Origin of the sequence: Micromonospora sp. WMMB235, from assembly GCF_001855515.1 — a bacterium.
Taxonomy (GTDB): Bacteria; Actinomycetota; Actinomycetes; order Mycobacteriales; family Micromonosporaceae; genus Micromonospora; species Micromonospora aurantiaca.
In genome coordinates, this window is record NZ_MDRX01000001.1 from 3,726,732 (window position 1) to 3,752,594 (window position 25,863).

30 protein-coding genes are annotated in these 25,863 nt (G+C 72.9%); 12 read left to right on the forward strand and 18 right to left on the reverse strand.

All coding sequences use genetic code 11. The features are described from left to right. Window positions 1-10 precede the first annotated feature (10 nt). The 10 genes from BFV98_RS15870 to BFV98_RS15910 form a co-directional block, all read right to left on the reverse strand. Window positions 11-625, reverse strand: a complete 615-nt coding sequence (locus BFV98_RS15870; RefSeq protein ID WP_013283903.1) for a MarC family protein — start codon at window positions 623-625, stop codon at window positions 11-13. A gap of 31 nt (window positions 626-656) precedes the next feature. Next, window positions 657-1,523, reverse strand: a complete 867-nt coding sequence (locus tag BFV98_RS15875) for a PHP domain-containing protein (protein WP_071096902.1) — start codon at window positions 1,521-1,523, stop codon at window positions 657-659. Between the two features lie 10 nt (window positions 1,524-1,533). Next, entirely contained in the window at window positions 1,534-2,751 is a 1,218-nt protein-coding gene (locus tag BFV98_RS15880; RefSeq protein WP_244879718.1) for a hypothetical protein, read from the reverse strand. A gap of 56 nt (window positions 2,752-2,807) precedes the next feature. After that, a complete protein-coding gene (locus tag BFV98_RS15885; protein ID WP_240638327.1) occupies window positions 2,808-3,503 on the reverse strand; it encodes a SigE family RNA polymerase sigma factor in 696 nt (231 codons plus the stop codon). 105 nt (window positions 3,504-3,608) lie between these two features. After that, a complete protein-coding gene (locus BFV98_RS15890; RefSeq protein ID WP_013283899.1) occupies window positions 3,609-4,460 on the reverse strand; it encodes a PH domain-containing protein in 852 nt (283 codons plus the stop codon). A gap of 6 nt (window positions 4,461-4,466) precedes the next feature. Continuing rightward, window positions 4,467-4,625 (reverse strand): hypothetical protein, encoded by a 159-nt coding sequence (locus BFV98_RS32285; protein ID WP_013283898.1) that lies wholly within the window; start codon window positions 4,623-4,625, stop codon window positions 4,467-4,469. A gap of 118 nt (window positions 4,626-4,743) precedes the next feature. Next, on the reverse strand, window positions 4,744-5,442 hold the full coding sequence (locus BFV98_RS15895; protein WP_316250298.1) for a DUF6758 family protein: 699 nt from the start codon (window positions 5,440-5,442) through the stop codon (window positions 4,744-4,746). Window positions 5,443-5,532: 90 nt separating this feature from the next. Beyond that, window positions 5,533-6,156, reverse strand: coding sequence for an RNA methyltransferase (locus BFV98_RS15900; RefSeq protein ID WP_013283896.1), 624 nt, complete (start codon window positions 6,154-6,156; stop codon window positions 5,533-5,535). Window positions 6,157-6,190: 34 nt separating this feature from the next. Beyond that, window positions 6,191-6,682: a hypothetical protein gene (locus tag BFV98_RS15905; RefSeq protein ID WP_013473904.1), complete on the reverse strand. Its 492-nt coding sequence runs from the start codon at window positions 6,680-6,682 to the stop codon at window positions 6,191-6,193. A gap of 95 nt (window positions 6,683-6,777) precedes the next feature. Beyond that, a complete protein-coding gene (locus BFV98_RS15910) occupies window positions 6,778-7,293 on the reverse strand; it encodes a MaoC family dehydratase (protein ID WP_013283894.1) in 516 nt (171 codons plus the stop codon). Window positions 7,294-7,840: 547 nt separating this feature from the next. Here BFV98_RS15910 and trxA point away from each other — a divergent pair. The 3 genes from trxA to BFV98_RS15925 all read left to right on the forward strand — a co-directional run bounded on the left by trxA (window position 7,841) and on the right by BFV98_RS15925 (window position 10,808). Further along, a complete protein-coding gene (trxA, locus tag BFV98_RS15915) occupies window positions 7,841-8,203 on the forward strand; it encodes a thioredoxin (protein ID WP_013283893.1) in 363 nt (120 codons plus the stop codon). Window positions 8,204-8,313: 110 nt separating this feature from the next. After that, window positions 8,314-10,359 (forward strand): intein-containing Rv2578c family radical SAM protein, encoded by a 2,046-nt coding sequence (locus tag BFV98_RS15920; RefSeq protein WP_071096904.1) that lies wholly within the window; start codon window positions 8,314-8,316, stop codon window positions 10,357-10,359. Window positions 10,360-10,400: 41 nt separating this feature from the next. Continuing rightward, a complete protein-coding gene (locus BFV98_RS15925; protein WP_047890763.1) occupies window positions 10,401-10,808 on the forward strand; it encodes a CoA-binding protein in 408 nt (135 codons plus the stop codon). Here BFV98_RS15925 and BFV98_RS15930 read toward each other — a convergent pair. Further along, window positions 10,765-11,421, reverse strand: a complete 657-nt coding sequence (locus BFV98_RS15930) for a TetR/AcrR family transcriptional regulator (protein WP_030273638.1) — start codon at window positions 11,419-11,421, stop codon at window positions 10,765-10,767. The genes BFV98_RS15925 and BFV98_RS15930 overlap by 44 nt on opposite strands. A gap of 89 nt (window positions 11,422-11,510) precedes the next feature. Between BFV98_RS15930 and BFV98_RS15935 the strand changes: the two genes are divergently transcribed. Next, on the forward strand, window positions 11,511-12,164 hold the full coding sequence (locus tag BFV98_RS15935) for a hypothetical protein (RefSeq protein ID WP_071096905.1): 654 nt from the start codon (window positions 11,511-11,513) through the stop codon (window positions 12,162-12,164). A gap of 9 nt (window positions 12,165-12,173) precedes the next feature. Here BFV98_RS15935 and BFV98_RS15940 read toward each other — a convergent pair whose 3' ends face one another. Continuing rightward, the gene (locus BFV98_RS15940; RefSeq protein ID WP_013283885.1) at window positions 12,174-13,370 is read right to left on the reverse strand and encodes an acyl-CoA dehydrogenase family protein; all 1,197 of its coding nucleotides are present in this window, start codon (window positions 13,368-13,370) and stop codon (window positions 12,174-12,176) included. A gap of 172 nt (window positions 13,371-13,542) precedes the next feature. Between BFV98_RS15940 and BFV98_RS15945 the strand changes: the two genes are divergently transcribed. After that, window positions 13,543-13,950, forward strand: a complete 408-nt coding sequence (locus BFV98_RS15945) for a DUF4190 domain-containing protein (protein ID WP_013283884.1) — start codon at window positions 13,543-13,545, stop codon at window positions 13,948-13,950. Between the two features lie 3 nt (window positions 13,951-13,953). On the opposite strand, the gene BFV98_RS15950 is transcribed toward BFV98_RS15945, so the two are convergent. Then, window positions 13,954-14,844 carry an SDR family NAD(P)-dependent oxidoreductase gene (locus tag BFV98_RS15950; RefSeq protein ID WP_013283883.1) on the reverse strand — a complete coding sequence of 297 codons (891 nt, stop codon included), beginning with the start codon at window positions 14,842-14,844 and terminating at the stop codon, window positions 13,954-13,956. A gap of 116 nt (window positions 14,845-14,960) precedes the next feature. Here BFV98_RS15950 and BFV98_RS15955 point away from each other — a divergent pair, with 116 nt between their 5' ends. After that, on the forward strand, window positions 14,961-15,515 hold the full coding sequence (locus BFV98_RS15955) for a DUF4190 domain-containing protein (RefSeq protein WP_013283882.1): 555 nt from the start codon (window positions 14,961-14,963) through the stop codon (window positions 15,513-15,515). A 42-nt stretch (window positions 15,516-15,557) separates the two neighbouring features. Here BFV98_RS15955 and BFV98_RS15960 read toward each other — a convergent pair whose 3' ends face one another. Then, on the reverse strand, window positions 15,558-16,514 hold the full coding sequence (locus tag BFV98_RS15960) for a CoA ester lyase (protein WP_013283881.1): 957 nt from the start codon (window positions 16,512-16,514) through the stop codon (window positions 15,558-15,560). A 124-nt stretch (window positions 16,515-16,638) separates the two neighbouring features. On the opposite strand from BFV98_RS15960, the gene BFV98_RS15965 reads away from it, so the two are divergent. From BFV98_RS15965 to BFV98_RS32705, 3 genes are all read left to right on the forward strand, one after another. Beyond that, window positions 16,639-17,463, forward strand: coding sequence for an SDR family NAD(P)-dependent oxidoreductase (locus BFV98_RS15965; RefSeq protein WP_176921704.1), 825 nt, complete (start codon window positions 16,639-16,641; stop codon window positions 17,461-17,463). An 18-nt stretch (window positions 17,464-17,481) separates the two neighbouring features. Next, window positions 17,482-17,769, forward strand: coding sequence for a hypothetical protein (locus BFV98_RS15970; protein WP_071096908.1), 288 nt, complete (start codon window positions 17,482-17,484; stop codon window positions 17,767-17,769). An 84-nt stretch (window positions 17,770-17,853) separates the two neighbouring features. Further along, the gene (locus tag BFV98_RS32705; protein ID WP_071096910.1) at window positions 17,854-18,498 is read left to right on the forward strand and encodes a hypothetical protein; all 645 of its coding nucleotides are present in this window, start codon (window positions 17,854-17,856) and stop codon (window positions 18,496-18,498) included. 3 nt (window positions 18,499-18,501) lie between these two features. Here the strand turns inward: BFV98_RS32705 and BFV98_RS15980 are convergent, their stop codons facing one another. Both BFV98_RS15980 and BFV98_RS15985 read right to left on the reverse strand, forming a co-directional pair. Continuing rightward, complete coding sequence (locus BFV98_RS15980) at window positions 18,502-20,637, reverse strand: APC family permease (protein ID WP_255368132.1); 2,136 nt, start codon at window positions 20,635-20,637, stop codon at window positions 18,502-18,504. A 66-nt stretch (window positions 20,638-20,703) separates the two neighbouring features. Next, window positions 20,704-21,660: a DMT family transporter gene (locus tag BFV98_RS15985; protein WP_071096914.1), complete on the reverse strand. Its 957-nt coding sequence runs from the start codon at window positions 21,658-21,660 to the stop codon at window positions 20,704-20,706. Window positions 21,661-21,766: 106 nt separating this feature from the next. Here BFV98_RS15985 and BFV98_RS15990 point away from each other — a divergent pair, with 106 nt between their 5' ends. Then, on the forward strand, window positions 21,767-22,462 hold the full coding sequence (locus tag BFV98_RS15990) for an HAD family hydrolase (protein WP_071096916.1): 696 nt from the start codon (window positions 21,767-21,769) through the stop codon (window positions 22,460-22,462). 25 nt (window positions 22,463-22,487) lie between these two features. Here BFV98_RS15990 and BFV98_RS15995 read toward each other — a convergent pair whose 3' ends face one another. Together BFV98_RS15995 and BFV98_RS16000 are read right to left on the reverse strand one after the other, a co-directional pair. Continuing rightward, complete coding sequence (locus BFV98_RS15995) at window positions 22,488-23,021, reverse strand: hypothetical protein (RefSeq protein WP_176921705.1); 534 nt, start codon at window positions 23,019-23,021, stop codon at window positions 22,488-22,490. Between the two features lie 42 nt (window positions 23,022-23,063). After that, window positions 23,064-23,933 carry a PhzF family phenazine biosynthesis protein gene (locus BFV98_RS16000; protein ID WP_013283874.1) on the reverse strand — a complete coding sequence of 290 codons (870 nt, stop codon included), beginning with the start codon at window positions 23,931-23,933 and terminating at the stop codon, window positions 23,064-23,066. Window positions 23,934-23,966: 33 nt separating this feature from the next. Between BFV98_RS16000 and BFV98_RS16005 the strand changes: the two genes are divergently transcribed. Further along, window positions 23,967-25,253, forward strand: coding sequence for a magnesium transporter MgtE N-terminal domain-containing protein (locus BFV98_RS16005; protein WP_013283873.1), 1,287 nt, complete (start codon window positions 23,967-23,969; stop codon window positions 25,251-25,253). Continuing rightward, the gene (locus BFV98_RS16010) at window positions 25,246-25,854 is read left to right on the forward strand and encodes a DUF1003 domain-containing protein (protein WP_013283872.1); all 609 of its coding nucleotides are present in this window, start codon (window positions 25,246-25,248) and stop codon (window positions 25,852-25,854) included. Before BFV98_RS16005 ends, BFV98_RS16010 begins: the two co-directional genes overlap by 8 nt. Window positions 25,855-25,863 lie beyond the last annotated feature (9 nt).

A 25,863-nucleotide genomic window follows, 5' to 3' on the forward strand; every position in this document is an offset into this window, starting at 1 on the left:
ACGGACCCGCTCAGGCGTTGTTGAGGTACTGGGTCACGAACGCGGCGATCGCGTCGGCGATGAGCTGCACCGCGATGGCGGCCAGCAGCAGACCGGCGATCCGGGTCAGCACCTCGATGCCGCCGGGGCGCAGCACCTTGACGATCCCCCCGGAGAAGCGCAGCACCACCCAGACGGTGACCATCACCGCGACGATGGCGAGCCCGATGGCGAGGTAGTCGACGGCGCCGCCGGCCTGCTGCACGAACAGCATGGTCGCCACGATGGCGCCCGGCCCGGCCAGCAGCGGGGTGCCGAGCGGCACCAGCGCGATGTTGGAGGTGACCTGGTTGCTCGGGTCGTCCGCCTTGCCGGTCAGCAACTCCAGCGCGACCAGGATCAGCAGCAGGCCGCCCGCCGCCTGGAGGGCGGGCAGGTCGACGTGCAGGTACGCCAGGATCGTCTGCCCCGCCACCGCGAAGATCACGATGACCCCGAGCGCCAGCGCCACGGCCTGCCAGGCGGCCCGGTTGCGGTCGCGCGCGGGCAGCGGCCCGGTCAGCGCGAGGAAGATGGGCATCATTCCGGGCGGGTCAACGATCACCAGCAGGGTCACGAAGACCTCGCCGAAGAGCTTGAGATCCACGCGGACACGGTAGCCGTGCCGTCGGATCGCTTCAGCTCGAAGCGACAGGGGTCACCCCGCGGGCCTGCGCGACGATCCGCTCGTACGCCTCGGGGTCGGTGGTGTGCGCGCCGAGCCGGACCGTCTTGTGCGTGCCGTGGAAGTCGGACGAGCCGGTGACCAGCAGTCCCAGGTCGGCGGCGAGCCCGCGGACGTGCGCGCGCTCGGCCGGGTCGTGGTCCTCGTGGTCGGCCTCCAGCCCGGCCAGGCCGGCCGCCGCCAGGTCCGCGATCAGCTCGTCCGGCACGATCCGGCCGCGCCTGCTGGCCCTCGGGTGGGCGAAGACGGGCACGCCACCGGCCGCCCGCACCAGCGCCACCGCCTGGAACACCTCGATGTCGTCCTTCGGCAGCCGGTACCGCTCGCCGAGCCAGTCCGGCCCGAACGCCTCGGTGGTGGTGGTGACCAGACCGGCCCGGATCAGCGCCTGCGCGATGTGCGGGCGGCCGACGGTGCCGCCGCCCGCGCCGGCCAGGATCTCCGTCCAGCTCACCGGGATGCCGTCGGCCTGGAGCAGCCGGACGATGCGCTCGCCGCGTTCCTCGCGGGCCCGGCGGACCCGGGCCAGTTCCGCGGCCAGGTGCGGCTCGGCCGGGTCGAACAGGTACGCGAGCAGGTGCAGCGGGATCGCCGGTTCGGCGCCGAACCACCGGCAGGAGATCTCCGCGCCGCGGATCAGGGTGAGGCCGGGCGGCAGGGCGGCGACGGCGGGCGCCCAGCCCGCGGTGGTGTCGTGGTCGGTGAGTGCCACCACGTCGAGCCCGGCCTCGGCGGCGGCCCGGACCAGTTCGGCGGGCGTCAGGGTGCCGTCGCTGGCGGTGGAGTGGGTATGCAGGTCGATGCGGGCGGGGACGCTCACCCGCCCGACGCTACGCCCCGTCCGGCACCGTGGGGACGTCGGCCACCACCACCGGGCGGTCCTCCGGCGCCAGCCCTTCGACCTTCGAGGCCGTGGGCCGGTCACCGGCCAGCACCCGCTCGGGCTTGACCCGGACCAGCCCGCCGCTCGCGTCCACGTGCAGCGCCACGCCGCCCCGGGTCCAGGCCACGCCGCCGGCCAGCACCGGGCCGGCCGGGTGGGTGACCGGGCTGGCCGGGTCGGCCAGGTCCACCAGGAGGGCGGTGCGCGACGTGCCGTTCGCGAGCAGCCACCGGCCGTCGAAGGAGACGGCGCCGAGTCCGTCGGTAGCCAGCTTCAGGCCGCATCCGGTACGCACCGGGGCGAGGTCCCGGGCCGGGTCGAGCAGGGCCAGGCAGAGCTGCTGATCCCGGCCGGCGGCGACCAGGCCGACCACCCGGCCGTCGGGCCGGGTGCCGTAGACGGTGCGGACGGCCGGGTTCACCGGGCCCGGCTGTCCGCCCAGCGCGCGGTTCCAGACGCTCATCCCGCCGTCGCCGGGCTGCCGGATCAGCACGGTGTCGCCGGCGAAGCCGACCGGCACGGCGCCCTCCGGCGCGGCGATCCGGACCGGCGCGATGAGCTGGCCGGCGACCACACCGGCGGCGATCACGTCCGTGCCGTCCCGCCAGGCGACCTGGCGGCCGTCCGGGGAGATCGCCACCGCGTCCGCGGCTGCGAGCATGACCTGCGGCGCGGCGCCACCGACCGGCACCCACCAGAGGGTACGGCCGGCGACGGTGGCCGCCGAGGTGAGCAGCCAGCCCTCCTGCTCGTGGATCCGCTGCGCCCGTTCGACGCCGCTCACACCGGTCAGCTGCCGCCGTTCACCGCCGCTGGTGTCCAGCCGGTCACCGACGAGCAGGTCGAGTTCGGCGCGGACCGGCCCGAAGCGGGTGACCGAGGACGGCCCGGAGGGCGACGGGGACGGGAAGAGGACGGGCGGGTCGCCGAGCACCACTGTGGGCGTGCCGCCGTCGCCGCCCGGTGCGCTGAACTGGGCCACCCCGGTGGTGACGACAACGGTGGCGACCCCGGCCAGGGCCAGGCCGGTGAGCGTGCGCCGCCGGCCCGTGCGCCGCGCCCGGCGCAGGATCTCCCCGGCCGGGTCGGCGGGCAGCGGGCGGGACGTCTCGACGCGGCGGGACAGGGTCTCCCGCAGCGCCCGCTCCAGCTCGTCGTCGCTCACGGGGAATGGACGCTCCGGGCTGCCCGTCCGGTTGTCACAGTGCTGCCGGGTGCCGCTCATCGGCTCTTCGCCGCGATCGGGACGGCGGGGCGGACCGGAGTCGCGGGTGGGAGCGGTCGGGGCACCCGGGCGGCGGGCCGTCGCGCCGGGGCACGGGTCGGCTCGGCGCCCCGGGCCGGCGGGACGGACCGGCCGGCTGCGGCGGGCGAGGCAGGCGGGGTCGCGGCGGGCGCGTCGGCCGGCGTGGGCAGGCTCAGGGCCGCCTCGGAGCCGAGCCGGCGGCGCAACGTGTTCAGCGCACGGGAGGTCTGGCTCTTGACCGTGCCCGGGGAGATCTCCAGCAGCGCGGCTGTCTGCGCCTCGGACATGTCCTCGTAGAAGCGCAGCACCAGTACGGCGCGCTGCCGGGCCGGCAGCGCCTGGAGGTGCCGCCAGAGCGCGTCCCGGTCGAGTTGCTGCTCGATCTCGTCGACGCCGGCGCGCTCCGGCAGCACCTCGGTGGGGCGCTCGCCGTGCCAGCGGCGCCGCCACCAGCTGGTGGACGTGTTGACCATGACCCGGCGGGCGTACGGCTCGATGGCGTCGATCCCGCCGAGCCGCTTCCAGGCGAGGTAGGTCTTGGTCAGCGCGGTCTGGAGCAGATCCTCGGCGGTGGCCCAGTCACCGGCGAGCAGGTACGCGGTGCGCAGCAGTGCGCCGGACCGGGCCGCGACGAACTCGCGGAACTCCTCCTCCAGCGGATCTCTGCTCACCACCACACTCATCTCCCCCCGTCCTGCCTGGCAGAATGCCACGGCCTGCCCGGTCGGGTCGATGGCGGAAGGTGTGCAGTTCATCCGATGTTCGGACGAAAAGTTTCAGGCTCCGTCGTCGGCCTTGGCCTCGTCGGCTTCCTTGCCCAGCCGCGCCTCGACCGCCTGCGGCTCGTACATCTCCTCGACCACGCGCAGGTAGAGCTCGTTCGGGTTGGGCAGGTTCTTGATCACTCGGAGTGCCTGTTCCTGACCGGCGGACTCCAGCACGAACGTGCCGTAGTTGAGGGCGCGGCCGGTCGGGCTCTGCTCGTACTTCATGTCGGTGACCCGGGTGAGCGGCATCATCGCGACCTGCCGGGTGATGATCCCGTTGACCACCATCACCCGCTTGTTGGTCAGGATGAACCGGTCGTACCACCAGTCGGCGACCTTCCAGGCCACCCAGCCCATCACGGCGAACCAGAGCAGCACGGCGACGGTGGTCAACGCGCCGACGTCCCGCCCGGCGAGGAAGCCGGAGAGGTAGCCGAGCACGAACGTGGCCGCCACGCCGACGATGATCGGGGTGGTGAGGTGGATCCAGTGCCGCTTCCACTCGCCCCGGTAGCGCTCGGTGGGGAAGAGGTAACGCGCCACGAGCGAGCTGGGCTCGTCCTCCAGCGGCAGCACCCGGCGGGGTGCCATGCCGGAGGCGTCGGACCGCAGCCCGGCCAACTCGTCCTCGGAGATCGGCTGGTCCGGGAAGCCGTCCGGGTCACGCGCCCAGGCCCGGCCGGACCGCCCCTCACCGGTGTAGGCGCTGCCGTAACCGGCGTCGTCCGCGTCCGTGTACGGGCCGGGACCGTAACCGGCCGGGTCGTCCGGGTCGATCCGGGGGATCGGCTCGGTGTCGCGCTCCCGGCGTGCCCGGTCGGGGTCGTCCGGGTCGAAGGGTGGACCGGAGGGGCTTCCCATGGGCGGCTAGGCGACGAGGTTGGTGAAGAAGTCGCCGAAGCCCTGCGCGATGTCCATGATGCCGCCGCCGAGAGACTTGAAGACGTCGGCGGCGGAGTTGGGCCGGTACGCAACAAAGAAGATCAAGAATGCGATGCCGGCCCAGGTGAGGACCTTCTTGACCATAGCGGGCCATCCTCTCGCGCGGCGCCGGGTCCGTTTACCGCAGCGGCACCCAGAGTATCAGCATGGTGTCTTACCGTGAATATCTGCGTCCGCTCTCCGACTAGCCGTGGCGAGCCGGTCAGGCCCGCCCGTGCAGGTACGGAGATGGTGCGCCGTACACGAGTTCGGGCGGTGTCCACTCGGTGAGGTCGTGCAGCACGACTTCTTCCGCGAGGAGGTGACCCGCACTCGCCGGCCAGGCTATCGCATGGAGCCACATTCCCCGAGCCTCGCCGGCGTACGCGCTTCGATCCGTTTCGGAGCGAACGAGCCACAGTGGAGTCGGATGGCCGCCCACCCGGATCTTCGCGTGCGGCAGGCGCTCGGGATGACCAGGGCCGGGATCGGTGAGCGCCTCCTCCACCTGTGGGCCGGGGTCGGGTCCGGGCAGTCCCGCGAAGCGGGAACCGAGACCGACGCCGGGTTCCTCGGCGACGAAGATCAGGTCGGCCGGGCCACCGTCCAGGGGGGCCGGACCGGCGCAGGCGACGAGCGTGGCCCGTACGCCCGCGCGGTCGTCGCCCGCCCACGCCACGCCGGTGAGCGTCCAGCCCGGCGGGAGCGGCCACGGGCACCACAGCGGCATCCGGAGCCGGCCTGCCGGGTCGGGGTCGGCGGCCATCCGCTCCACCACGCTGGCCATGATCTCGGCACTGATGTGCTCCGGCACGTGCAGCGGCGCGACCGGGCCGCAGCGCACGCACCGGTGCTCGGCGTGCATCAGATCCGGCTCGCGCACCGGGCCCGCGCACTTCGGACAACTCACCGCGACAGTCACACCCTCACCGTCACTCCGGACCCGCGAGGCGTCAAGCGGGGCGGGCCGACGAACGTGGGATTTCCGTCCGGCGGTGGACCCACGCGGCGTTCAGTCCGGCGGCGGCCCGGCGTACGACCGGATCCAGGCGTGCATGGCGATGCCGCTGGCCACGCCCGCGTTGATGGACCGGGTCGAGCCGTACTGGGCGATCGAGAACAGCGCCTCGCACGCCGACCGGGCCACCGCCGACAGACCGGGCCCCTCCTGGCCGAACAGGAGCACGCAGCGGCGCGGCAGCACCGCGGTCTCCATCGGCCGGGAGCCGGGCAGGTTGTCGATCCCGACCACCGGCAACCGCTCGTCGCGCGCCCACGCGACGAACTCCTCGATCGTCGGGTGGTGCCGGACGTGCTGGTAGCGGTCGGTCACCATGGCACCCCGCCGGTTCCACCGCCGCCGCCCGACGATGTGCACCTCGGCGGCGAGGAAGGCGTTGGCGTTGCGGACCACGGTGCCGATGTTGAAGTCGTGCTGCCAGTTCTCGATCGCCACGTGGAAGTCGTGCCGGCGCCGGTCCAGGTCGGCCACCACCGCCTCGCGCCGCCAGTAGCGGTAGCGGTCCACCACGTTGCGCCGGTCCCCGGCGGTGAGCAGCTCCGGGTCGTAGCGCGGGTCGTCCGGCGGGTCACCGGGCCACGGCCCCACACCCACGTCGAGCTGGTCGTCGGTCACGGTTGCCGAGGGTACGGCCCGGCGGCGTCCCCGGTCAGCGCAGGTCGAGCGCGCCGCCCAGCCGGTCGAGGAAGCGTGTGTCGGCGGGGCTCGACGCGGTCTGCCCGGCCCGGCACACCCGGGCGGCGACCGACTCCACCCACTGCCGGTACGCCGCCGAGTCGGCCGGGTCGGCACGGCGGCGCAGCACCCGTACCGCGGCCCGGGCGGCGGCCAGCAGGTCGACCAGGTCGGTGAGGCGCTCGTCCCGCTCGGTGGTCCCGTCGTGGCGGGCGTAGATGGCGGCCACCACGGCGCGGACGAGATCGCTGTCGAAGGCCCGGCCGGCGGCCACCGCGTCCAGGCCGGCCAGACCGGCGGCGACGCCACGCGGCGGGCGCCCGGGTCCGGGTGAGGCGGCGGCGACGAGGACGCGGCCCGGCAGGTCGGTCAGCAGGTCCCACTCCGCCGCCGAGTAGGCGGCGGTGGTGAGCGGTGCGGCACGGCGACCGGCGGAAGGCGGCTCTCCGGCTACGGAGTGGCTCATGGGAACCTCCAGCCCGAGCATATGCCCCCGGACGAGGTCCGGGCCCCGTCCCCGCCGAACGGAGAACGAGGCCCGGTGGCCGGACGGACGCGAGGTCAGCGCGGCTCGGGGAAGCTGGGACGCTCCGGGTCGACGCCGTCCGGGACGGCGGCGGCCGCGTACTCCTTCTTGGGGACCATGACCTTGCGGCGGAACACACAGACGAGCGTGCCGTCCTGGTTGTAGCCGCGGGTCTCGACCGCGACCACGCCGCGGTCGGGCTTCGAGGCCGACTCCCGCTTGTCCAGCACCGTCGTCTCGCCGTAGATGGTGTCGCCGTGGAACGTCGGTGCGACGTGCCGCAGCGACTCGATCTCCAGGTTGGCGATCGCCTTGCCGCTGACGTCCGGCACGGACATGCCCAGCAGCAGCGAGTAGATGTAGTTGCCGACCACCACGTTGCGCTTGAACTGCGAGGCGGACTCGGCGTAGTGCGCGTCCATGTGCAGCGGGTGGTGGTTCATGGTGAGCAGGCAGAAGAGGTGGTCGTCGTACTCGGTGACCGTCTTGCCCGGCCAGTGCCGGTAGACCGCGCCGACCTCGAACTCCTCGTAGTAGCGGCCGAACTGCATCCTTGTCCCCTTCACGGGCGGCGATGGAGTTCGGCACAGCATGCCTTATCGCTTGTTAAGGCGAGGGGCGGGGCGCTCGCCCGGCGGAAATGTCACACCGGGGGCCACCGAGGTCCGGACGCAATGAGCGGCGGGGCCCTCCCCGGCACCCGCCGCCCACGCTCTGATGCGAAGAATTCTGCCGTACGACCACCCGTCGCCGACAGAGACGGAGGTCACATTTACCTTTTCGTAACACTACTCAAAGTAACCGACACGAGGTCGATAAGCGATCTCCGCAGGCCGGATAGATGCTCGTCAAGCCCGAAGTTACCGAGACGTAGCGGAAACTGAGAGTGATCTCCTTGGAAACGCTCCCATCACGTCCCGTCACGCAAGTGCGGCGTGCATTTGCGTTCCGCACGAACGGAGCCAACAGATGGTGTTCGATGTGCTCAGGGTCACCGTCCCGGCGCTCAGCGTTTCGTCACCCCCGCGGCGGGAATTCGGACGGACTGACCCTGGTTCCACCGGACGTACGACAATCCGCGGTGATCGGAGAGAGCAAATGGCAACGGTTGAGCTGACCACGGCCAACTTTGACGAGGTGACCGGGCGCGACGGGATCGTCCTGCTCGACTTCTGGGCGGACTGGTGCGGCCCGTGCAAGCGCTTCGCCCCGGTCTACGAGCGCTCCTCGGAGAAGCACCCGGACATCGCCTTCGGCAAGGTCGACACCGAGGCGCAGCAGGAGCTGGCGGCGAAGTTCAACATCAGCTCCATCCCGACGATCATGGCGATCCGTGACGGTGTGATCGTCTTCGCCCAGCCGGGCGCGCTGCCGGAGTCGGCGCTGGAGAACCTCATCGAGCAGGTCCAGGCGCTGGACATGGACGACGTCCGCAAGAAGCTGGCCGAGCACAACCACTGACGTTCCACACGCCGCCGGCCGGTGCCCCGCTTCGGGCGCCGGCCGGCGGCGTTTCCGTACCGCGGCGGGCTCGCTTGCGCTTTGTTCGAACACGTGTTCGAATGAACCCCATGCGCTGGGACAACCTCTCCGCTCCCCCGGACGAGGGGACTCCCGATCGGGCGGCGCCGGCGGCTCCACCCCTGCCGCTGGCGCTGCCCGGCGCCGTCGCCCGCACGTTCGACACCCCGGGCTTCGCCGGTATGACCTTCTACGAGGTCCACGCCAAGTCGATCATCAACCGGGTGCCCGGCCAGTCACGCGTGCCGTTCGAGTGGACCATCAACCCCTACCGGGGCTGCTCGCACGCCTGCGTCTACTGCCTGGGCGGCGACACTCCGATCCTGATGGCCGACGGCCGCACCAGGGCGATCAGCGAGCTGGAGCCCGGCGACCGGATCTACGGCACCCGGCGCAGCGGCGCCTACCGCCACTACGTCGTCACCACGGTGCTCGACAAGTGGTCAACGGTGAAGCGGGCCTACCGGGTCACCCTCGCCGACGGCACCACGCTCGTCGCCAGCGGCGACCACAGGTTCCTGACCGAACGCGGCTGGAAGCACGTCACCGGGACGATGCGTGGCGGCGGACGCCGTCCCCACCTGACCACCCGCAACCGCCTGCTGGGCACCGGCCGGTTCGCGGTGGCGCCGAAGCGCTCGGCCGACTACCGCCGCGGCTACCTGCACGCCCTGGTCCGCGACGACGGCCACTCCGGTCACCGGCGCGACACCCGGTTCCGGTTGGCCACCGCCGAGGCGGAGGCGCTGGACCGGGCCGAACGCTATCTGGCCGACGCGGGGGTCACCGTCGAGCGGACCACCGTCGTCCGGGTCGGCCGCCGGGCGACGACCACTGTGGTACGCACTGCCGGCCCGGCCGACGTCGTCACCGGGCTGTTCGAGCCAATCGACGAGACGACGGACGACTGGGCGCTGGGCTACCTGGCCGGCATGTTCGACGCCGCCGGCACCTGCCACCGGGGCGTGTTCCGGATCAGCGTCGCCGACGACGAGAGCCGGGACCGCGCGGCCGCGGCGCTGGAGCGTCTCGACTTCCGGTGGGCGCTCGACGTGCCGGGCGCCCCCGGTGCGGCGCGGCAGCTCCGGCTGACCGGCGGGCTGCCGGAGCGGCTGCGCTTCTTCCACCTCACCGACCCGGCCGTCACGGCCCGGCGCTCGATCGAGGGCATGGCGCTCAAGTGCGCGGCGCAGCTCCAGGTGACAGCCGTCGAGGACCTCGGCCTGGAGCTTCCCCTGTGGGACATCACCACCGGCACCGGCGACTTCATCGCCAACGGCGTGGTCAGCCACAACTGCTTCGCCCGCAACACCCACACCTACCTCGACCTGGACCCGGGCGCCGACTTCGACCGCAAGGTGATCGTCAAGGTCAACGCCGGCGAGCTGGTACGCCGCGAACTGGCCGCGCCTCGCTGGCGCGGCGCGCACGTCGCCATGGGCACCAACGTGGACTGTTACCAGCGAGCCGAGGGCCGCTACCGCCTGATGCCGCCGATCATCGAGGCGCTGCGGGACTTCGCGAACCCGTTCTCCATCCTGACCAAGGGCACACTGCTGCTGCGCGACCTGCCCCTGTTGCGCCAGGCGGCCGAGGTGACACGCGTCGGGCTGTCGTACTCGGTGGGGTTCGTCGACGAGGCGCTCTGGCGGGCGGCCGAGCCTGGTACGCCGAGCCCGCGCCGCCGCCTCGACGCGGTCCGCACCCTCACCGACGCCGGCTTCTCCGTCGGCGTGCTGATGGCGCCGATCCTGCCCGGCCTCAGCGACGACGAGGAGTCGATCGACGCCACTGTCGCAGCAGTCGCCGCCTCCGGGGCCGCGAGCGTGACGCCGCTGCCGCTGCACCTGCGGCCCGGTGCCCGGGAGTGGTACGCCCGCTGGCTGGCCCGGGAGTTCCCCCACCTGGTGCCCCGCTACCGGCAGCTCTACCAGGCCGGCTCATACGCGCCGCAGGCGTACCAGCGGGAGGTGACAGCGCGGGTGCGGATGGCGGCACGCCGACACGGGCTGAACCGCGGCGAGACCGGCGACAACAGACGGCTGCCCGAGACCCCGCCGCCCGCACCGGCCGCCGAACAGCTCTCCCTGCTCTAGCGACCGGGGGAAACCCGCACCGGCGGGGCTAGTCTCGGGGAATGCGTTCCGCTCAGCAGATCCTCGCCGACTCCGCCGTGATCGCCGTCGTGGGCGCCTCCCGTGATCCGGGCAAGGCCGCGCACCGCGTACCGCTGGAGATGCAGCGGCACGGGTGGCGGATCATCCCGGTCAACCCGACTGTGGACGAGCTGTTCGGCGAGAAGGCGTACCCGGCGCTCGCCGACATCCCGCACCCGGTCGACCTGGTCGACGTGTTCCGCCCGGCCCGCGACGCGGTCGACGTGGTGCGGCAGGCGGTGGCGATCGGCGCCCCGGCGGTGTGGTTGCAGCTCGGGATCTTCTCGGACGAGGCGCGCCGGATCGCCGAGGAGGCCGGCCTCGACTACGTCGAGGACAAGTGCCTCATCGTCGAGCGGGCCGCCGCCGGCCTGACCCGTCGCGGCTGACGGCGCCGGGCGGGGGTTCGGGCCCGAAGATCAGGTCGAGCTGGGCGTCGAGCGCGGCCAACGCGGTCTCCGGGGGGTAGTGGCCGCCGAGCACGTAGATGCCGAGACCCTCCATCACCGCGAGCAGCCCGACCGCGGCCCGTTCCGGGTCCACCCGGCCGTCCGCGACGAGCGGTGAGCCGGCGGCGATCTGCCCGGCCACGAACGCCAGCAGCGCGGCCGTCTCGTCGTGCAGCGCGGCGGCCACGGCCGGCCGGACGGCGGTGTACGCGAGGAACGCCAGGGCCACCCGTCCGTCCGCCCGCCGGTCCTCGTCCAGCGGCAGCAGCTCGGCCAGCATGGCCCGCAGCAGCGCCCGGGGCGCCGGAGTCGCGCCGAGCGGCTCGACCGCCCTCCGGACCCGGGCCTCGTTGCGCTCGCGCACCACGGCGAGCGCGAAGACCATCATCTCGTCCCGGGTGCGGAAGTAGTGCTGCACCATCCCGGGGCTGACCTCGGCGGCCGCGGCCACGTGGCGCAGGCTGACCGCCTCCAGGCCCTGTTCGGCCGCGACCCGCATCAGCGCGTCGGCGATCAGCGCGCGACGCTCCCGGTGGTCGACCCGCTTCGGCATGTCCCCATGGTTTCACAATACGACTGCATTGACACCTCGCCGACACGCGTTTTACATTGCAGTTGTATTGAAAAAGAGGGGGTGCGGTCATGGGACGGGCGATCCGGCTGGCGCGGCGTGCGGTGGCGTACGAGTGGGGCATGTGGCGCAGCCTCACCCGGTGGATCCTGCGCCGCCCGTATCCGGTCGCCCCGGGCGCGGGGACGTACGCCTACGTCGGCGGCGTGCAGCCGATCCTGCTGGCCTTCATCGCCCTGTCCACGATCGAGATCCCGATCCTCGACGTGATCCTGCGGCACACGGTCGACCAGCCGACAGTGCGGCACGCGGCGATCGCGCTCGGCGTCTGGGGTGTGCTGTGGATGATCGGGCTGCTGGCCGCCCTCCGGATCCATCCGCACGTCGTCGACGACGCCGGCCTGCGGGTGCGCAACGGCACCTCGGTCGACATCACGATCCCGTGGAGCGCGGTCGCCCGGGTGGCGGTCCGCCGCCGGTCGCTGCCGTCCAGCCGGGCCGTCCAGTACGACGCGGACGACCCGGCGGTGCTCAACCTCGGCGTCGGCAGCCAGACGGCGGTCGACGTGGTGCTGCGCGAGCCGCTGTCGGTACGGCTGCCGAAGGGGCCGAGCGAGCCGGTACGGGAGATCCGGCTGTACGCCGACGACCCGACGGCGCTGGCCGAGCACGCGCGGCGGCACCTGCCCGCCGCCGAGCAGGCAGCGCGCCGGCCCGAGCGGTGAGCCGGGCCCCTACTGCTTGTACTGCTTGAGCAGACCGCGCGAGATGATCGTCTTCTGGATCTCCGAGGTGCCCTCGCCGATCAGCAGGAACGGCGCCTCGCGCATCAGGCGCTCGATCTCGTACTCCTTGGAGTAGCCGTAGCCGCCGTGGATCCGGAACGCCTCCTGGACCACCTCGGCGCAGTACTCGGACGCGAGCAGCTTCGCCATGCCCGCCTCGACGTCGTTGCGCTGGCCGGCGTCCTTGAGCCGGGCCGCGTTGACCATGAGCGCGTGCGCGGCCTCGATCTTCGTACCCATCTCGGCGAGCTTGAACGCGACGGCCTGGTGCCTGGCGAGCGGCTGGCCGAAGGTGTGGCGCTGCTGGGCGTACGCGACCGCCAGCTCGAACGCCCGGATCGAGATGCCGCAGGCGCGGGCCGCGACGTTGACGCGGCCGACCTCGATGCCGTCCATCATCTGGTAGAAGCCGCGGCCGACCTTCTCCTCGCCGCCGAGCACGGCGGAGGCGGGCACCGTGACGCCGTCGAGCACCATCTCGGTGGTCTCGACGCCCTTGTAGCCCATCTTGTCGATTTTGCCGGGGATGGTGAGGCCGGGCGCGGTCTCGCCGAAGCCGGGCTCCTTCTCCAGCAGGAAGGTGCTCATGTTGCCGTAGACCGAGTCGGCCCCGGTGTCGGTCTTGACCAGGGTGGCCACCACCGACGAGTACGCCCCGTTGGTCAGCCACATCTTCTGGCCGTTGAGGACGTAGTTGTCGCCGTCGCGGACGGCCTTCGACTTGATCGCCGAGACGTCCGAGCCGCACTCGGGCTCCGACATCGAGAACGCGCCCCGCACCTCGCCGGTGGCCATCCGGGGCAGCAGCCGGGCCTTCTGGTCGGCCGAGCCGTGCTGCGAGATCAGGTACGCCACGATGAAGTGGGTGTTGACGATGCCGGAGATCGACATCCAGCCCCGGGACAGCTCCTCGACCACGAGCGCGTAGGTCAGCAGGGACTCGCCCAGGCCGCCGTACTCCTCGTCGATGGTGAGGCCGAACAGCCCCATCTCGCGCATCCCGTCGAGGATGTCGCTCGGGTACTCGTCGGCGTGCTCCAGCCGCTGCGCGTGCGGGATGATCTCCTTGTCGGCGAACTCCCGGACGGTTTCCAGGATCGACCGCTGCACGTCGGTCAGTCCGGGTGTCTGGGCGAGTCGGGCCATCTCAGCCTCCGGGGTCGGCGCCTTACTCATGGGTAACTGAACGCTCGGTCAGTATCGGTCCCGCGACCGGCCGCGCCAAGGTGACCAGTCCACACAACCGCTGTGAAAAGGTTCACCGCTGCGGGTAGCGTCCGCAAGAGAAAGGGCCGTCGACCTGGGGAAAGGGGCGCCCGTGACCGACGAGCAGCCACCGTCGCCGTACGAGCCGCCGTCGCACGGCCAGCCGTACGGGCAGCCGCAGTACGGCCAGCAGCACCCGCAGTGGGGCCAGCAACCCCCGTACGCACCGCAGCCGCCCTACGGCCAGTACGGTCCGCCCGGCCAGGGACCGGGACCAGGCCCCCGTGGCACGAACGTGCTCGCCATCCTGTCGCTCGTCTTCGCGTTCGTCTTCGCGCCCGCCGGCATCGTCTGCGGCCACCTGGCCAAGCGGCAGATCCGGCAGACCGGCGAGGACGGCGACCAGCTCGCCAACTGGGGACTGATCCTCAGCTACATCTTCACCGCGATCGGCCTGCTGGTCTGCTGCGGCTGGATCGGGCTGGCGATCTGGGCCAACTCCGACAACGGCACCTACTGACAGTCAGCGGAACTGCGCCTCCCGGACACTGTTGCCGCCGTCGACCACCAGCATCTGCCCGGTGATGTACGACGCGGCCGGCGAGCAGAGGAACGCGATGGCCGCGGCCACCTCGTCCGGCGTGCCGGGACGCCCGACCGGCGTACCCAGGCCCTGCTTGATCTCGGCCATGGTGGACGCCGCGGTGTGGATGATTCCGGGCGCCACCGCGTTCACCGTCACCCCGTCGGCGATCATCTCCATCGCCAGCGCCCGGGTCAGCCCGACCACACCGGCCTTGGCCGCCGCGTAGGCCGCCTCGGTGGGCAGCGCGTTGACCGGCCCGGCGGTGGCGGCCAGGTTGACGATCCGGCCCCAGCCCCGCTCGGCCATGCCGCCGATGAACGCGCGGCTGCACAGGAACGCGGTGGTCAGGTTGCGGTCGATCTCGCCGCGCCACTCGTCGTACGTCAGCTGGGCCACCGGCCGCAGCACCTCCGGGCTGGCCCGGCTCGCCAGGCCCGCGTTGTTCACCAGCACCTCGACGTCGCCGAGCTGCTCGGCCACCGCGTCGGCGAGCGCGCCCACCTCCGACTCGTCGGTGAGGTCGGCGACGAAACCGGTGACGCCCAGCTCGCCCGCGCGTTCGTGGATGCGCCTCGTGGTGGACACGATCGCCACCCGGGCGCCCAGGTCGGACAGCCGGCGCGCGGTCGCGTACCCGATGCCGTCCGGGCTGCCCGCGCCGGTCACCAGCGCGACCCGGCCGTCCAGGCGCATGGTGGCCGGTTCCGGCAGCGGCGCCGGCCGTTCGGAGTCCGCGGCGCCGGCCGGCTCGCCGGCGCGCGGGCGCCGCACCGACCCCGGCCGGCTCATGTCCCGTCGCGACCGACCCCCACGCGCGTCAAGTGCCATGCCGAGGATCCTGCCCCGTGCCGACCCCACGGGCAACGCGGTGGCCGGAAAGGGGACGTCCGTGTCGCGCGCAAGGTGGCTACCCTGAGCGCGACCACGTACCTGGAGATGATCAGATGACCTATCCCCCACCGTCCGGTGGCTGGCAGGACCCCTCGGCGGCCGGGCCGCAGTCGAGCCCACCGGCCGATCCGATGGCCGGCAATCCCATCCCGGCCCAGCCCACCTCGGCGGACCCGTACGCGTCCGCCGACCCGTACGCCGGCATGAAGTCCGCCGACCCGTACGCGGCGGCCGGTTACCCGCCGGGCGCCTATCCGCAGCCGGGCGCTTACCCGCCCCCGGGTGGTTATCCCGGATACGGGTACCCCTCCGGACCGAAGCAGAACGGCCTGGCCATCGCCGCGATGGTCATTTCGATCGTCGGCGCGCTCGGCCTCTGCGGTTACGGCCTCGGCGGCTACATCGGCGTGGTGGGCGCGATCCTCGGCCACGTGTCCCGTAAGCAGATCAGGGAGCGCGGCGAGGGCGGCGAGGGCTTCGCCACCGCAGGCATCATCGTCGGCTGGATCGCCACCGTGCTGGCCGTGCTGGCCACCGCCGCCATCGTGATCTTCATTGTCTGGGCGGCGAACCAGGACTCGTCCGGCTACGACAGCACGACCTACTGAACTCGGCGGGCCGCCCCGCGAACTCGGGGCGGCCCGGGCCGGTCACTCCGAGGGCGGGGTGAACGAGGAGGTACGGGACATGCCGGCGGCGCGTCCCTTGGCGGCGATCACCAGCGCCATCTTGCGGGACGCCTCGTCGATCATCTCGTCGCCGAGCATCACCGCGCCGAGCTTCCCGCCCGCCTCCGAGGTGTAGTAGTCGTACGCGTCGAGGATCAGCTCGGCGTGGTCGTAGTCGGCCTGCGCCGGGGAGTAGACCTCGTTCGCGGCGTCGATCTGGCCGGGGTGCAGCACCCACTTGCCGTCGAAGCCCAGCGCCGCCGAGCGCTTCGCCACCTCACGGAACGCGTCCACGTCCCGGATCTGCAGGAACGGGCCGTCGATGGCCTGCTTGTCGTGCATCCGCGCGGCCATCAGGATGCGCATGAGGATGTAGTGGTACGGGTCGCCCGGGTAGTCCGGGATCAGCGCGCCGACCACCAGCGACTTCATGTTGATCGAGGCCATGAAGTCGGCCGGGCCGAAGATGATCGTCTCGACCCGGGGCGAGGCGCCGGCGATGGCGTCCACGTTCACCAGCCCGGCCGCGTTCTCGATCTGCGCCTCGATGCCGATCCGGCCCACCTCCAGGCCGAGCGTCTTCTCGATCTGGGTGAGCAGCAGGTCCAGCCAGTGCACCTGCTCGGCGTTCTGCACCTTCGGCAGCATGATGCAGTCCAGGTTCGCCCCGGCGCCCTCGACCACCTCGATGACGTCCCGGTAGGTCCACGGCGTGGTCAAGTCGTTGACCCGGACCACGCGGGTCTTGCCCGCCCAGTCGCCCTCGTTCAGCGCGGCCACGATGTTCTTGCGCGCGTCCGGCTTGGCCAGCGGGGCGACCGCGTCCTCCAGGTCCAGGAAGACCTGGTCGGCGGGGAGGCCCTGGGCCTTGCCGAGCATTTTGACGCTGGAGCCGGGTACCGCCAGGCAGGATCGGCGGGGACGACCGACAGCGGTCATGGATGCGCTCCTTCCAGCGTCCGGCGCGAGTGCCGGCGCAGCGGTGGATTTCGAGAACTTAACGATCCCAAAGGGCGTGGTGACGCCACGGTAACCTCGTGCCGTGACCGGGGTGAATGGACCTGTGGAAGATCTCACTGAGCGTCGGATCGTGGTGCTGACCGGGGCCAGCTCCGGCATCGGGCTGGCCGCCGCGGAGGAACTGGCGCGCCGCGGTGACCAGGTGGTGCTGGTCGGCCGCGACCCGGCCCGGCTGCGCGCCGCGGGCGAACGGGTCCGCGAGTGCTGCGGCGAGCAGCCGGAGCTGTTCCGCGCCGACTTCGCGGTGCTCGACGACGTACGCGGGCTCGCCGAGCGGTTACGCGAGCGGTACGACCGGATCGACGTGCTCGCCAACAACGCCGGCGCGATCGTGCTGGAACCGATCACCACGGTCGACGGGTTCGAGCTGAGCATGCAGGCCAACCACCTCGCCCCGTTCCTGCTCAGCAACCTGCTGCGGGACCGGATCGGGCGGATGGTGGTCACCGGATCGGACGCGCACCGCAGCGGTGTGCTGGACCCGGACGACCTCAACTCCGCGTTGCGCTCCTACCGGCCGTTCCGCGCGTACGGCACCAGCAAGCAGGCGAACATCCTGTTCACCGCCGAGGCGGCGCGACGCTGGCCGGAGGTGCCGGCGCACGTGTTCCACCCCGGCGTGGTACGTACCCGCTTCGGCAACGAGAGCCGGATCGTGGCGCTCGGCATGCGGCTGCTGCCGTTCCGCAGCCCGGAGAAGGGCGCGGAGACGCTCGTCTGGCTCGCCTGCCAGGATCCCGCCCGGCTGATCGACGGCGGCTACTACGCCGACCGCAAGCCGCACCGGCCCCGGCCCAAGGCCGCCGACCCGGCGCTGGCCGCCCGGCTCTGGGCGGCCAGCGCGAAGGCGCTCGGGCTGGACGCCTGACGGAACCGAGAGGAACACATGACCACGGAGCAAGCGGTCCTGCTGGTCGCGCTCGTCGACCTGAGCGCCGACGTGGACGCCGGGCGGCGCTACGAGGACGCGGTGCTGGCGCTGCTCGGCCGGCACGGCGGCGAGTTGGAACGTCGGCTGCGCACCGGGGGCGGGGAGACCGAGGTGCACGTCATCCGGTTCGCCGCCCGCGCCGGGCTCGACGCGTTCCTGGTCGACCCGGAGCGCGTCGCGCTGCGCGCCGAGCTGGGCGACGCGGCCCCCGCCACCCGGGTGCTGGAGGTCCACGACGTCTGATCTGCGCCTTCTCCCTCACTTCATCACGCGGGGACGCCGAGAACAAGACTTGATCTTGGGGCTGGCGAGGCGCAGTGTCGGGGCATGGACTTCGATCCCCTGGCCACCGCCCGCCGCGCGCTCTGGATCGGCGGCGCGCAGTGGGCCGGCAAGACGACACTCGCGGTCACGTTGGCACTGCGGTACGGGCTGACCGCGTACCTCTACGACCGCCACGACGCGCGAGGGCACGACGACCGGCGGATCGCCGACCGGATCCGACGGGGTGAGCCGCCGGACGGCCCGGACGCGGAGGCGACCTGGGTGACGACGGACCCGGAGCGGATGGCGGCCGAGACCCTCGCCGGGTTTCCGCGCCGCTTCGAGTGGGTGCTGGACGACCTGAGCGCTCTGGTGAGCGGCCGCCGGGTGGTCGCCGAGGGCTGGGGGCTGCGGCCCGAACTGGTCGCCCCGGTCGTCGAGTCGACCCGGCAGATGGTGGTGCTGGTGCCGACGCCGGAGTTCCGCGCGTACCAGGTGGAACGGCTGCCGCGGGCGATGGCCCGGCATCCCGGTGTGAGCGACCCGGAGCGGGCGTGGCGTCATCGGATCGCGCGCGACGAGCTGGTCGCCGCCGACGCGGTCGCCGGCGCCCGGGCGCTCGGGGTACGCGTGATCGAGGTGGACCGCGGCCGGGACGCCGAGGCAGTCGCCGCGCTGGTCGCCGACCACTTCGCCGGATACCTCTGAGCGTCACCGCGACACGTGCACCGGGACGCTCGTGACCACCACGCCGGGCAGCGCGCGCAACGCGACCCGTAGCCGCTGCTCGGCGCGGCTGTGCAGCAGCCGGTACCGCCGCCGGCGCAGCACCACCTCCGGCACGATCACGGTGAGCGTCAGGTCCGGGCTCGCCGCGTGCAGCGCCTCCAGGTAGTGCGCCAGCGGCCCGATCACCGACCGGTACGGCGACACGATCGTCTCCAGCCGCAGGTGGTCGCCCCAGGCCCGCCACTGCTCCCGGAACCGGTCCGCCTCGGCCTCCTCGGGAGCGAGGTGCACGGCGAGCGTCGGCCGCCCGAGTGACGTCGCGTACGCCAGCGCGCGCAGCGACGCCCGGTTCAGCCGGGCCACCGGCACGACCACCAGGTGGCGTACCTGCTGGGGCAGTTCGTCGCCCTCGGCGGGCGGCGCGGACGGCGGCGGATGCAGAGCCAGCGCGTGGTGCAGCCGGGCGTAGTGCCTGTGGATCCGGCGGAACAGCAGCACGAGCAGCGGCACGGCGAGCACCACCACCCAGGCGCCCTCGGTGAACTTGGCGACCGCCGCGGTCAGCAGCACCAGCCCGGACAGCGCCGCCCCGGCCGCGTTGACGGCGAGCCGGCGACGCCATCCCGGCCCCCGGCGGCGCCGCCAGTGCACCACCATCCCGGTCTGGGACAGCGTGAAGGCGAGGAACACACCCACCGCGTACAGCGGGATCAGCCGCTCGGTGTGCCCGCCGAACGCGACGAACACCGCCGCTGCGGTCAGCGCCAGCGCCACCAGCCCGTTGCTGAACGCCAGCCGGTCACCCATGTGCAGGAACCGGCGCGGCGCGTGCCCGTCGCGGGCCATGAAGAACAGCAGCCGGGGGAAGTCGTTGAACGCCGTGTTCGCGGCGAGCAGCAGGATCAGCGCGGTGGTGGCCTGGAGGATCGCGTACCCGGGCCCGCTCGGGAACGTCACCCGGCCGAGTTGGGACAGCAGCGTCTCGTCCGCCCGGGGCACCAGGCCGTCGAGGTGGATCAGCCCGACCAGGCCGGCGAACAGCGTGACGAGCATGGCGACCATCCAGCCGAGCGTGGTGCGGGCGTTGCGCCACTCGGTCGGGCGGAACGCGGGCACCGCGTTGGAGACCGCCTCGATGCCGGTCATCGACACCGCGCCGGAGGAGAACGCCCGCAGCACCAGCAGTAGGCCCAGGCCCTCGGCGGCGGGCACCGACGGCGGCGGCACCGGTGCGAAACCCCGCGCCGCGGCCTTCGCGTAACCCACAGCCAGCACCGCGAGCAGCACCACCACGAACGCGTACGTGGGCAGCACGAAGATGTTCCCCGCGGTGCGTACGCCGCGCAGGTTGCCGGCGAGCAGCACCGCGATCACCAGCACCCCGAGCGGCACCGCCCACGAGCTGAGCCCGGGTAGCGCCGAGGTGACCGCGTGCACCCCGGCCGCCACCGACACGGACACGGTCAGCACGTAGTCGAGCATCAGCCCGGCCGCGGCGGCGAGTCCCGGCGTACGCCCGAGGTTGTCCCCCGCGACGATGTAGGAGCCGGCGCCGTGCGGATAGGCCGGGATGGTCTGGCGGTAGGAGAGGCCGACGGCGACCATCAGCACCACGAGCACGGCGGCGAGCGGCAGGGCCAGTCCGAGCGCGGCGCTCCCGGCCAGCACCAGCACGGCGAGCATCGCCTCCGGCCCGTACGCCACGGAACTGAGCAGGTCGGAGGAGAGCACCGGCAGCGCGACGAGTTTGCGCATCCGCTCGTACAGCACCGACGCGCTGGACAGCGGCGGCCCGAGCAGGGCCCGGCGCACCCGGGCGGCGGTCCGGCCGGCCCGGTCGCCAGGCAGGTCGGCCGCACCGGTGGCGACCAGTTCGTCCGGCTGCGCCACCGTGAACATGTCGATCGGCGCCAGCCGGCCGAACCGGGTGGGCGCCGGGTGCCGGTCGTGCCGCCCGAGCGTCGGGTCGACCGGCAGGTCGTCGGCGCGGCGCGGGCCGCGCCAGCGCTCGCCGATCCGGCCGAGCGCCGCCCGTTCCTCGTCGCCGAGCGGCGGGAACTCGGCCGAGGGCGTGACGACGGTGCCCGCCTCCGCCGCGTCGTCCCGGTCCGCCCCCACCCTGAGCACTTTCGTGCAAACCGGATGGCCCGGTGGCCGGAACGGCGTGACTTCGCCCCGACCGGCTCAGTCGCCGAGCGGCGTCGGGTCGGCGGGGGCCGCGACCGGCGCGGCGCGACGGCCGGCGCGCGCGCCGCCGAGCACCACCACCGCCACGCCGGCCAGCAGCAGCGCCAGGCCCGGCAGCGCCAGCGGCCGGGGCAACTGCCCCAGCCACACCCAGCCGATCAGCGCCGCGCCGGGCGCCTCCAGCAGGATCAGCACGCTGACTGTGGTCGCGGAGACCCGGTGCAGGGCGTAGTTGAACATCGAGTGGCCGAGCAGCTGGGCGCCCGCCACCAGGCCGAGGATCGCCAGCCAGGTCGGGCCGTCGAAGCCGTGCAGGCGTACGCCGCCGACCAGGCACACCACGAGCAGGATCGCCGCGCAGACGCCGTAGCAGACGGTGGTGTAGGTGGTGGTGCTGATGCTGGCCCGGGCCCGCTCGCCGAACGCGGTGTAGACGGCCGCAAACAGTCCGCCGACCACCGCGAGCAGGTCGCCGGCGAACGCCCGGCCGGAGACGCCGAAGTCGGCGCCGGTGGCGAGCACCGCGCCGAGCACCGCCACCGCGATTCCGGCCCACACCGCCGTCGGCAGCCGCCGCCCCTGCCCGCGGGCGATCAGCCCCTGCCACACCGGCTGCGTCGCCCCGAGCGCGGTCGCGGCCGCCACCGAGGTGAGCTGCGCGCTCGGCATCCAGGTGGCGAAGTGGGCGGCCAGGGCGACCCCGGAGAGTACGCAGTAGAGCCCCTCGCGCCGGCCCGGCCCGACTGTCAGCGCCCGGAGTTCGGCGCGCCTCCTGGTCAACGCGACAGGGCCCAGGACCGCCACCGACAACGCGGTACGCCAGAACGCCACTGCCAGCGCCGACGCGGCGGCGAACGCCACGAGCGGCGCCGAGGACGAGACCGAGGCGACGGCCAGGGCGAGCGCGCCCACCGTCAGCGCGTCGAGCGGCGGGCGATGCGGAACGGTCGGCACGAACGGTAATCCTCACACGGACACCCGACCGACACGGAAAGTCAGCACTCCGTTACGATCATGCGCGTCCCGGCGATCCCCCCTCGACGTCCGGAGGCGTTCCCTCATGCCCGGATTCCAGGCGGTGCTGTTCGACTTCTTCGGCACCCTGACCCATGGTGTGCGGCGCGGAGCCGCCCACCGCGCCACCGCCGACATGCTCGGCTGCTCCACCGAGGCCCTGGTGGAGGTGCTGGACAGCAGCTTCTACGAACGGGCCAGCGGCTCCTTCGGGAACGCCGAGTCGACGATGCGCTGGGTGTGCGCCCGGCTCGGCGTCCGCCCGTCCGACGCGACCGTGCGCGCCGCCGTCGCCACCCGGCACCGGGCAGTACGCGCGGACACCCGGCTACGCGCCGAGGCGGTGCCGGTGCTGGCCGCGTTGCGCCACCGGGGCGTCCGTACCGGGCTGGTCAGCGACTGCACGCACGAACTACCGGCGTTCCTGCCGCAGCTCGCCGTCGCGCCGCTGCTCGACGCCCAGGTCTTCTCGGTACGCCTCGGACGCTGCAAGCCGGACCCGGCGCTCTACCTGGCCGCGTGTTACCGGCTCGGCCAGGCCCCGGCCGACTGCCTCTACGTCGGGGACGGCGACAGCCAGGAACTGACCGGCGCGGAGCGGGCGGGGCTGAGCGCCGCCCGGTTGGCGGCACCGGATCTCGCCGACCACGTGGTCCTCAACGCCGACCACGGTTTCGACGGGCCGTCGCTGACCTCACTGAGGGGCGTGCTCGACCTGCTCGACCCGGTCCCCGTCGCCTGACCCGGCCCGCCGACGGTTCGCACGGTCAGCGGCGGCGGACGCGGTGCAGGCGGAACGGCTTGCGGACGGCCCGTACCACAGGGGTCGGTCGGGGCTGCTCGCTCAGCGAGCCGTCCGGCAGGTCGGCGCCGGACACCGCGGTGCCGGCGGGCGCGAGCCGGTTCAGCGCGCACCCCTGTGCCGCCCACCGCTCCACCAGCTCGGCGGCGGAGCCGGAGGCGTTGAGCCGCTTCGCCGCGACCAGCGGCGCGACGGTGTCCCACTCCTCGGTGCCCGGTTGCAGCCGGGTCACCCGCGCCGGCCAGCTGACGATCCGCCCGCCGTGGTCGCCGCGCAGCGTCACGTCGGCCGTGTCGCTGTCGGCCAGCCCGGGTGCGGCCTGCTCGCCGGGACCGGTGACCACGAGCAGGGTGCCCTCCAGCGGCAGGCACCACAGCGCGTACGCCGGGCCGCCGGCGGTGCTCACCCAGCAGACCGCGGCCTTCTTCACCGCCTCGTCCACGAGCGGCGGCGTCACCCGCTCGTCCACCTCGTCACTCACCCCGCCATCCTGCCCCATCCCCCGCCCACCCCACCCCGGAGAGGGCCACGGGCGGGGCGGTCAGCCGATGAACGGGGGGACGGTGATCTCGCCTCGGGCCACCGGCATCACCTGGCCGGAGACGGTGGCGCCCACCGCCAGCCCGCCGGACGCGGTCACCGTGCAGGCGAGCGTCGACGGACGGTTGATCTCGATGCCCTGCCGGACGGTGTACTCCGCGCGGCCCTCGCCGGGCAGCAGGCCGCTGGCGACCAGCCACACGCCCAGTCCCAGGGCGGCCGAGCCGGTCGCCGGGTCCTCCGGTACGCCGAGCCCCGGCACGAAGACCCGGGCGTGTGCGGTTTGCGAACCGGGCTCCCAGGAGAAGAGGCTGACGTGCTCCACTCCGTACCGCTGCGCCGCCGTCGTGTTCAACCGTGCCCGGGCCACCGCGTCCGGGCGTACCGGAAGATAGGGGAATTCGAGGCCGCACCCGGCGACCCGCGGTGGCGGGCCGACATGGTCGGGGCCGGTGAGGCCGACCATCTCCAGCAGCGGCTCCGGGTCGAGTTCCGGGCCGAGCGTGGGCGTGCCGCCGGTGAGCGTCGCGCCGGTGGCTGTCACCTCGATCGGCAGGACGCCGGCGCCGCACTCCTGGGTGACCCGGCCCGCGCCGATGACGCCACGCCGGCTCGCGGTCACCGCGGCGCCGACGCTCGGGTGCCCGGCGAAGGGCAGCTCGTCGGCCGGGGTGAAGATCCGGGCCCGGTAGGTGGCGCCCACCTGCGTCGGCGGCAGCACGAAGACCGTCTCGGACAGGTTGAACTCCAGCGCGAGCGCCTGCATCTGCTCGGTGGCCAGCCCTTCCGCGCCGAACACCACGGCCAGCGGGTTGCCGGCGAACGGGCGGTCGGTGAAGACGTCCACGATCTCGTAGCCCAAGGTCGACATGTTGTTAGAGAGTAGGCCCTTAGGCTGGTGCCCGTGAGCACGCCGAACCGGGTCTACCTCGCTCGACTCGCCGGAGTCGCCGTTTTCGACCCGAACGGCGACCAGGTCGGCCGCGTCCGCGACGCGGTGGCCCGGATGCGGGCGACCCAGCGACCGCCGGAGGTGGTCGGTCTGGTCGCCGAGATGCCGATGCGGCGGCGCATCTTCCTGTCCATCAACCGGATCACCTCCATCGACACGGACGCGGTGGTGCTCGGCAGCGGCACGCTCAACCTGCGCCGGTTCGAGAAGCGCCCGAACGAACTGCTGGTGCTCCAGGAGCTGCTGGACCGCCGGGTCCAGCTCGACAGCGGGCAGGCCGGCTCGGTGGTGGACGTGGCGATGGAGTCCAGCCGCGGCGGCGAGTGGGCGCTGAGCCGCGTCGCCGTGCGCGAGCACACCGGCCGGCTCACCCGCCGCGGCCACCTCCACCAGGTCGACTGGGACCGGGTCCGCGGGCTGGGCGCGGTCGGCGACAACCGGGGTACGGCGAACCTGCTCGCCGTCCTGGAGGACATGCGCCCGGCCGACCTGGCGAACGCCCTCCAGGATCTGCCCGACGCCCGGCGCAACGAGGTGGCCGCCGCGCTCGACGACGAACGCCTGGCCGACGTGCTGAGCGAGCTGCCCGAGCGCGACCAGGTGGAGATCCTGGCCGCGCTCGACCGCCAGCGCGCCGCCGACGTGCTGGAGGAGATGGAGCCGGACGACGCGGCCGACCTGCTCAACGAGCTGCCTCCGCCGGAGCAGGACGTGCTGCTGGACCTCATGGAGCCGGACGAGGCCGACCCGGTACGCCAGCTGCTGCGCTACGCCTCCGGCACCGCCGGCAGCGTGATGACCTCGGAGCCGGTGATCCTGCCGCCGGACGCCACGGTGGCCGAGGCGCTGGCCCGGATCCGGGAGGCGCAGCTGTCCCCCGCGGTGGCGGCCCAGGTCTTCGTGGCCCGTGCCCCGCTGACCACGCCGACCGGCCGCTACCTGGGTATGGTGCACTTCCAGCGGTTGCTCCGCGAACCGCCGGCCGACCTGCTCGGCGGCATCGTGGTGAACGACATCGACCCGCTGCGCACGTCGACCCCGCTGCCCGAGATCACCCGGCGGATGGCCACGTACGACATGGTCGGGATGCCGGTGGTGGACCGGAACAACCGGCTGGTCGGCGCGGTGACAGTGGACGACGTGCTGGACCACTCCCTGCCGCGGGACTGGCGGGACCGGGACGCGGCCCCCACCTCGTCCGCCACCGACGACGGCACCCTGGACGGCGACGATGAGTGACCAGCGACGCGGCGACCGGCTCGACCAGCCGCGCGCCCCGCGGAGCCTGCACCTGCCGCGGATCGACGCGGAGACGTTCGGCCGCTGGGCCGAGGGCATCGCCCGGGGCATGGGTACGGCGAACTTCCTCGTCTACATGACGCTGATCCTGGTGGCCTGGTTCCTGTGGAACACGCTGGCGCCGGCGAGTCTGCGCTTCGACCCGTACACCTTCACGTTCTTGACCTTGATCCTCTCCCTGCAGGCGTCGTACGCGGCGCCGTTGATCCTGCTCGCGCAGAACCGGCAGGCGGACCGGGACCGGATCGCGATGGACGAGGACCGGCGGCGGGCCACGCTCCAGAAGGCCGACACGGAGTACCTGGCCCGGGAGATCGCCGCGCTGCGAATCGCGATGGGTGACGTGGCGACCCGGGACTTCCTGCGCTCGGAGCTGACCCGGCTGGGTGAGGAGCTGGACGAGGCGGCCGAGCGGCGGCGCAGGCGGGAGCGGCGGCAGCAGGAGCGGGAGGGCCGGCGGACGGGCGGCGGCGAGCCGCTGGACGAGCCCCGGGACGAGCTGGACAGCGACTACGCGCGGGACGGCCGGCGCGACGGCTGAGCGGTCATC

What these genes read in the sequence shown, in the direction of transcription:
- BFV98_RS15890 (WP_013283899.1), bottom strand. Translation starts at nt 4,460, where the DNA reads ATGGGAAGCCCCTCCGGTCCACCCTTCGACCCGGACGACCCCGACCGG.
- BFV98_RS32285 (WP_013283898.1), bottom strand. Translation starts at nt 4,625, where the DNA reads ATGGTCAAGAAGGTCCTCACCTGGGCCGGCATCGCATTCTTGATCTTC.
- BFV98_RS15905 (WP_013473904.1), bottom strand. Translation starts at nt 6,682, where the DNA reads ATGAGCCACTCCGTAGCCGGAGAGCCGCCTTCCGCCGGTCGCCGTGCC.
- BFV98_RS15910 (WP_013283894.1), bottom strand. Translation starts at nt 7,293, where the DNA reads ATGCAGTTCGGCCGCTACTACGAGGAGTTCGAGGTCGGCGCGGTCTAC.
- trxA (WP_013283893.1), top strand. Translation starts at nt 7,841, where the DNA reads ATGGCAACGGTTGAGCTGACCACGGCCAACTTTGACGAGGTGACCGGG.
- BFV98_RS15920 (WP_071096904.1), top strand. Translation starts at nt 8,314, where the DNA reads ATGCGCTGGGACAACCTCTCCGCTCCCCCGGACGAGGGGACTCCCGAT.
- BFV98_RS15925 (WP_047890763.1), top strand. Translation starts at nt 10,401, where the DNA reads ATGCGTTCCGCTCAGCAGATCCTCGCCGACTCCGCCGTGATCGCCGTC.
- BFV98_RS15930 (WP_030273638.1), bottom strand. Translation starts at nt 11,421, where the DNA reads ATGCCGAAGCGGGTCGACCACCGGGAGCGTCGCGCGCTGATCGCCGAC.
- BFV98_RS15935 (WP_071096905.1), top strand. Translation starts at nt 11,511, where the DNA reads ATGGGACGGGCGATCCGGCTGGCGCGGCGTGCGGTGGCGTACGAGTGG.
- BFV98_RS15940 (WP_013283885.1), bottom strand. Translation starts at nt 13,370, where the DNA reads ATGGCCCGACTCGCCCAGACACCCGGACTGACCGACGTGCAGCGGTCG.
- BFV98_RS15950 (WP_013283883.1), bottom strand. Translation starts at nt 14,844, where the DNA reads ATGGCACTTGACGCGCGTGGGGGTCGGTCGCGACGGGACATGAGCCGG.
- BFV98_RS15955 (WP_013283882.1), top strand. Translation starts at nt 14,961, where the DNA reads ATGACCTATCCCCCACCGTCCGGTGGCTGGCAGGACCCCTCGGCGGCC.
- BFV98_RS15960 (WP_013283881.1), bottom strand. Translation starts at nt 16,514, where the DNA reads ATGACCGCTGTCGGTCGTCCCCGCCGATCCTGCCTGGCGGTACCCGGC.
- BFV98_RS15970 (WP_071096908.1), top strand. Translation starts at nt 17,482, where the DNA reads ATGACCACGGAGCAAGCGGTCCTGCTGGTCGCGCTCGTCGACCTGAGC.
- BFV98_RS32705 (WP_071096910.1), top strand. Translation starts at nt 17,854, where the DNA reads ATGGACTTCGATCCCCTGGCCACCGCCCGCCGCGCGCTCTGGATCGGC.
- BFV98_RS15990 (WP_071096916.1), top strand. Translation starts at nt 21,767, where the DNA reads ATGCCCGGATTCCAGGCGGTGCTGTTCGACTTCTTCGGCACCCTGACC.
- BFV98_RS15995 (WP_176921705.1), bottom strand. Translation starts at nt 23,021, where the DNA reads ATGGGGCAGGATGGCGGGGTGAGTGACGAGGTGGACGAGCGGGTGACG.
- BFV98_RS16000 (WP_013283874.1), bottom strand. Translation starts at nt 23,933, where the DNA reads ATGTCGACCTTGGGCTACGAGATCGTGGACGTCTTCACCGACCGCCCG.
- BFV98_RS16010 (WP_013283872.1), top strand. Translation starts at nt 25,246, where the DNA reads ATGAGTGACCAGCGACGCGGCGACCGGCTCGACCAGCCGCGCGCCCCG.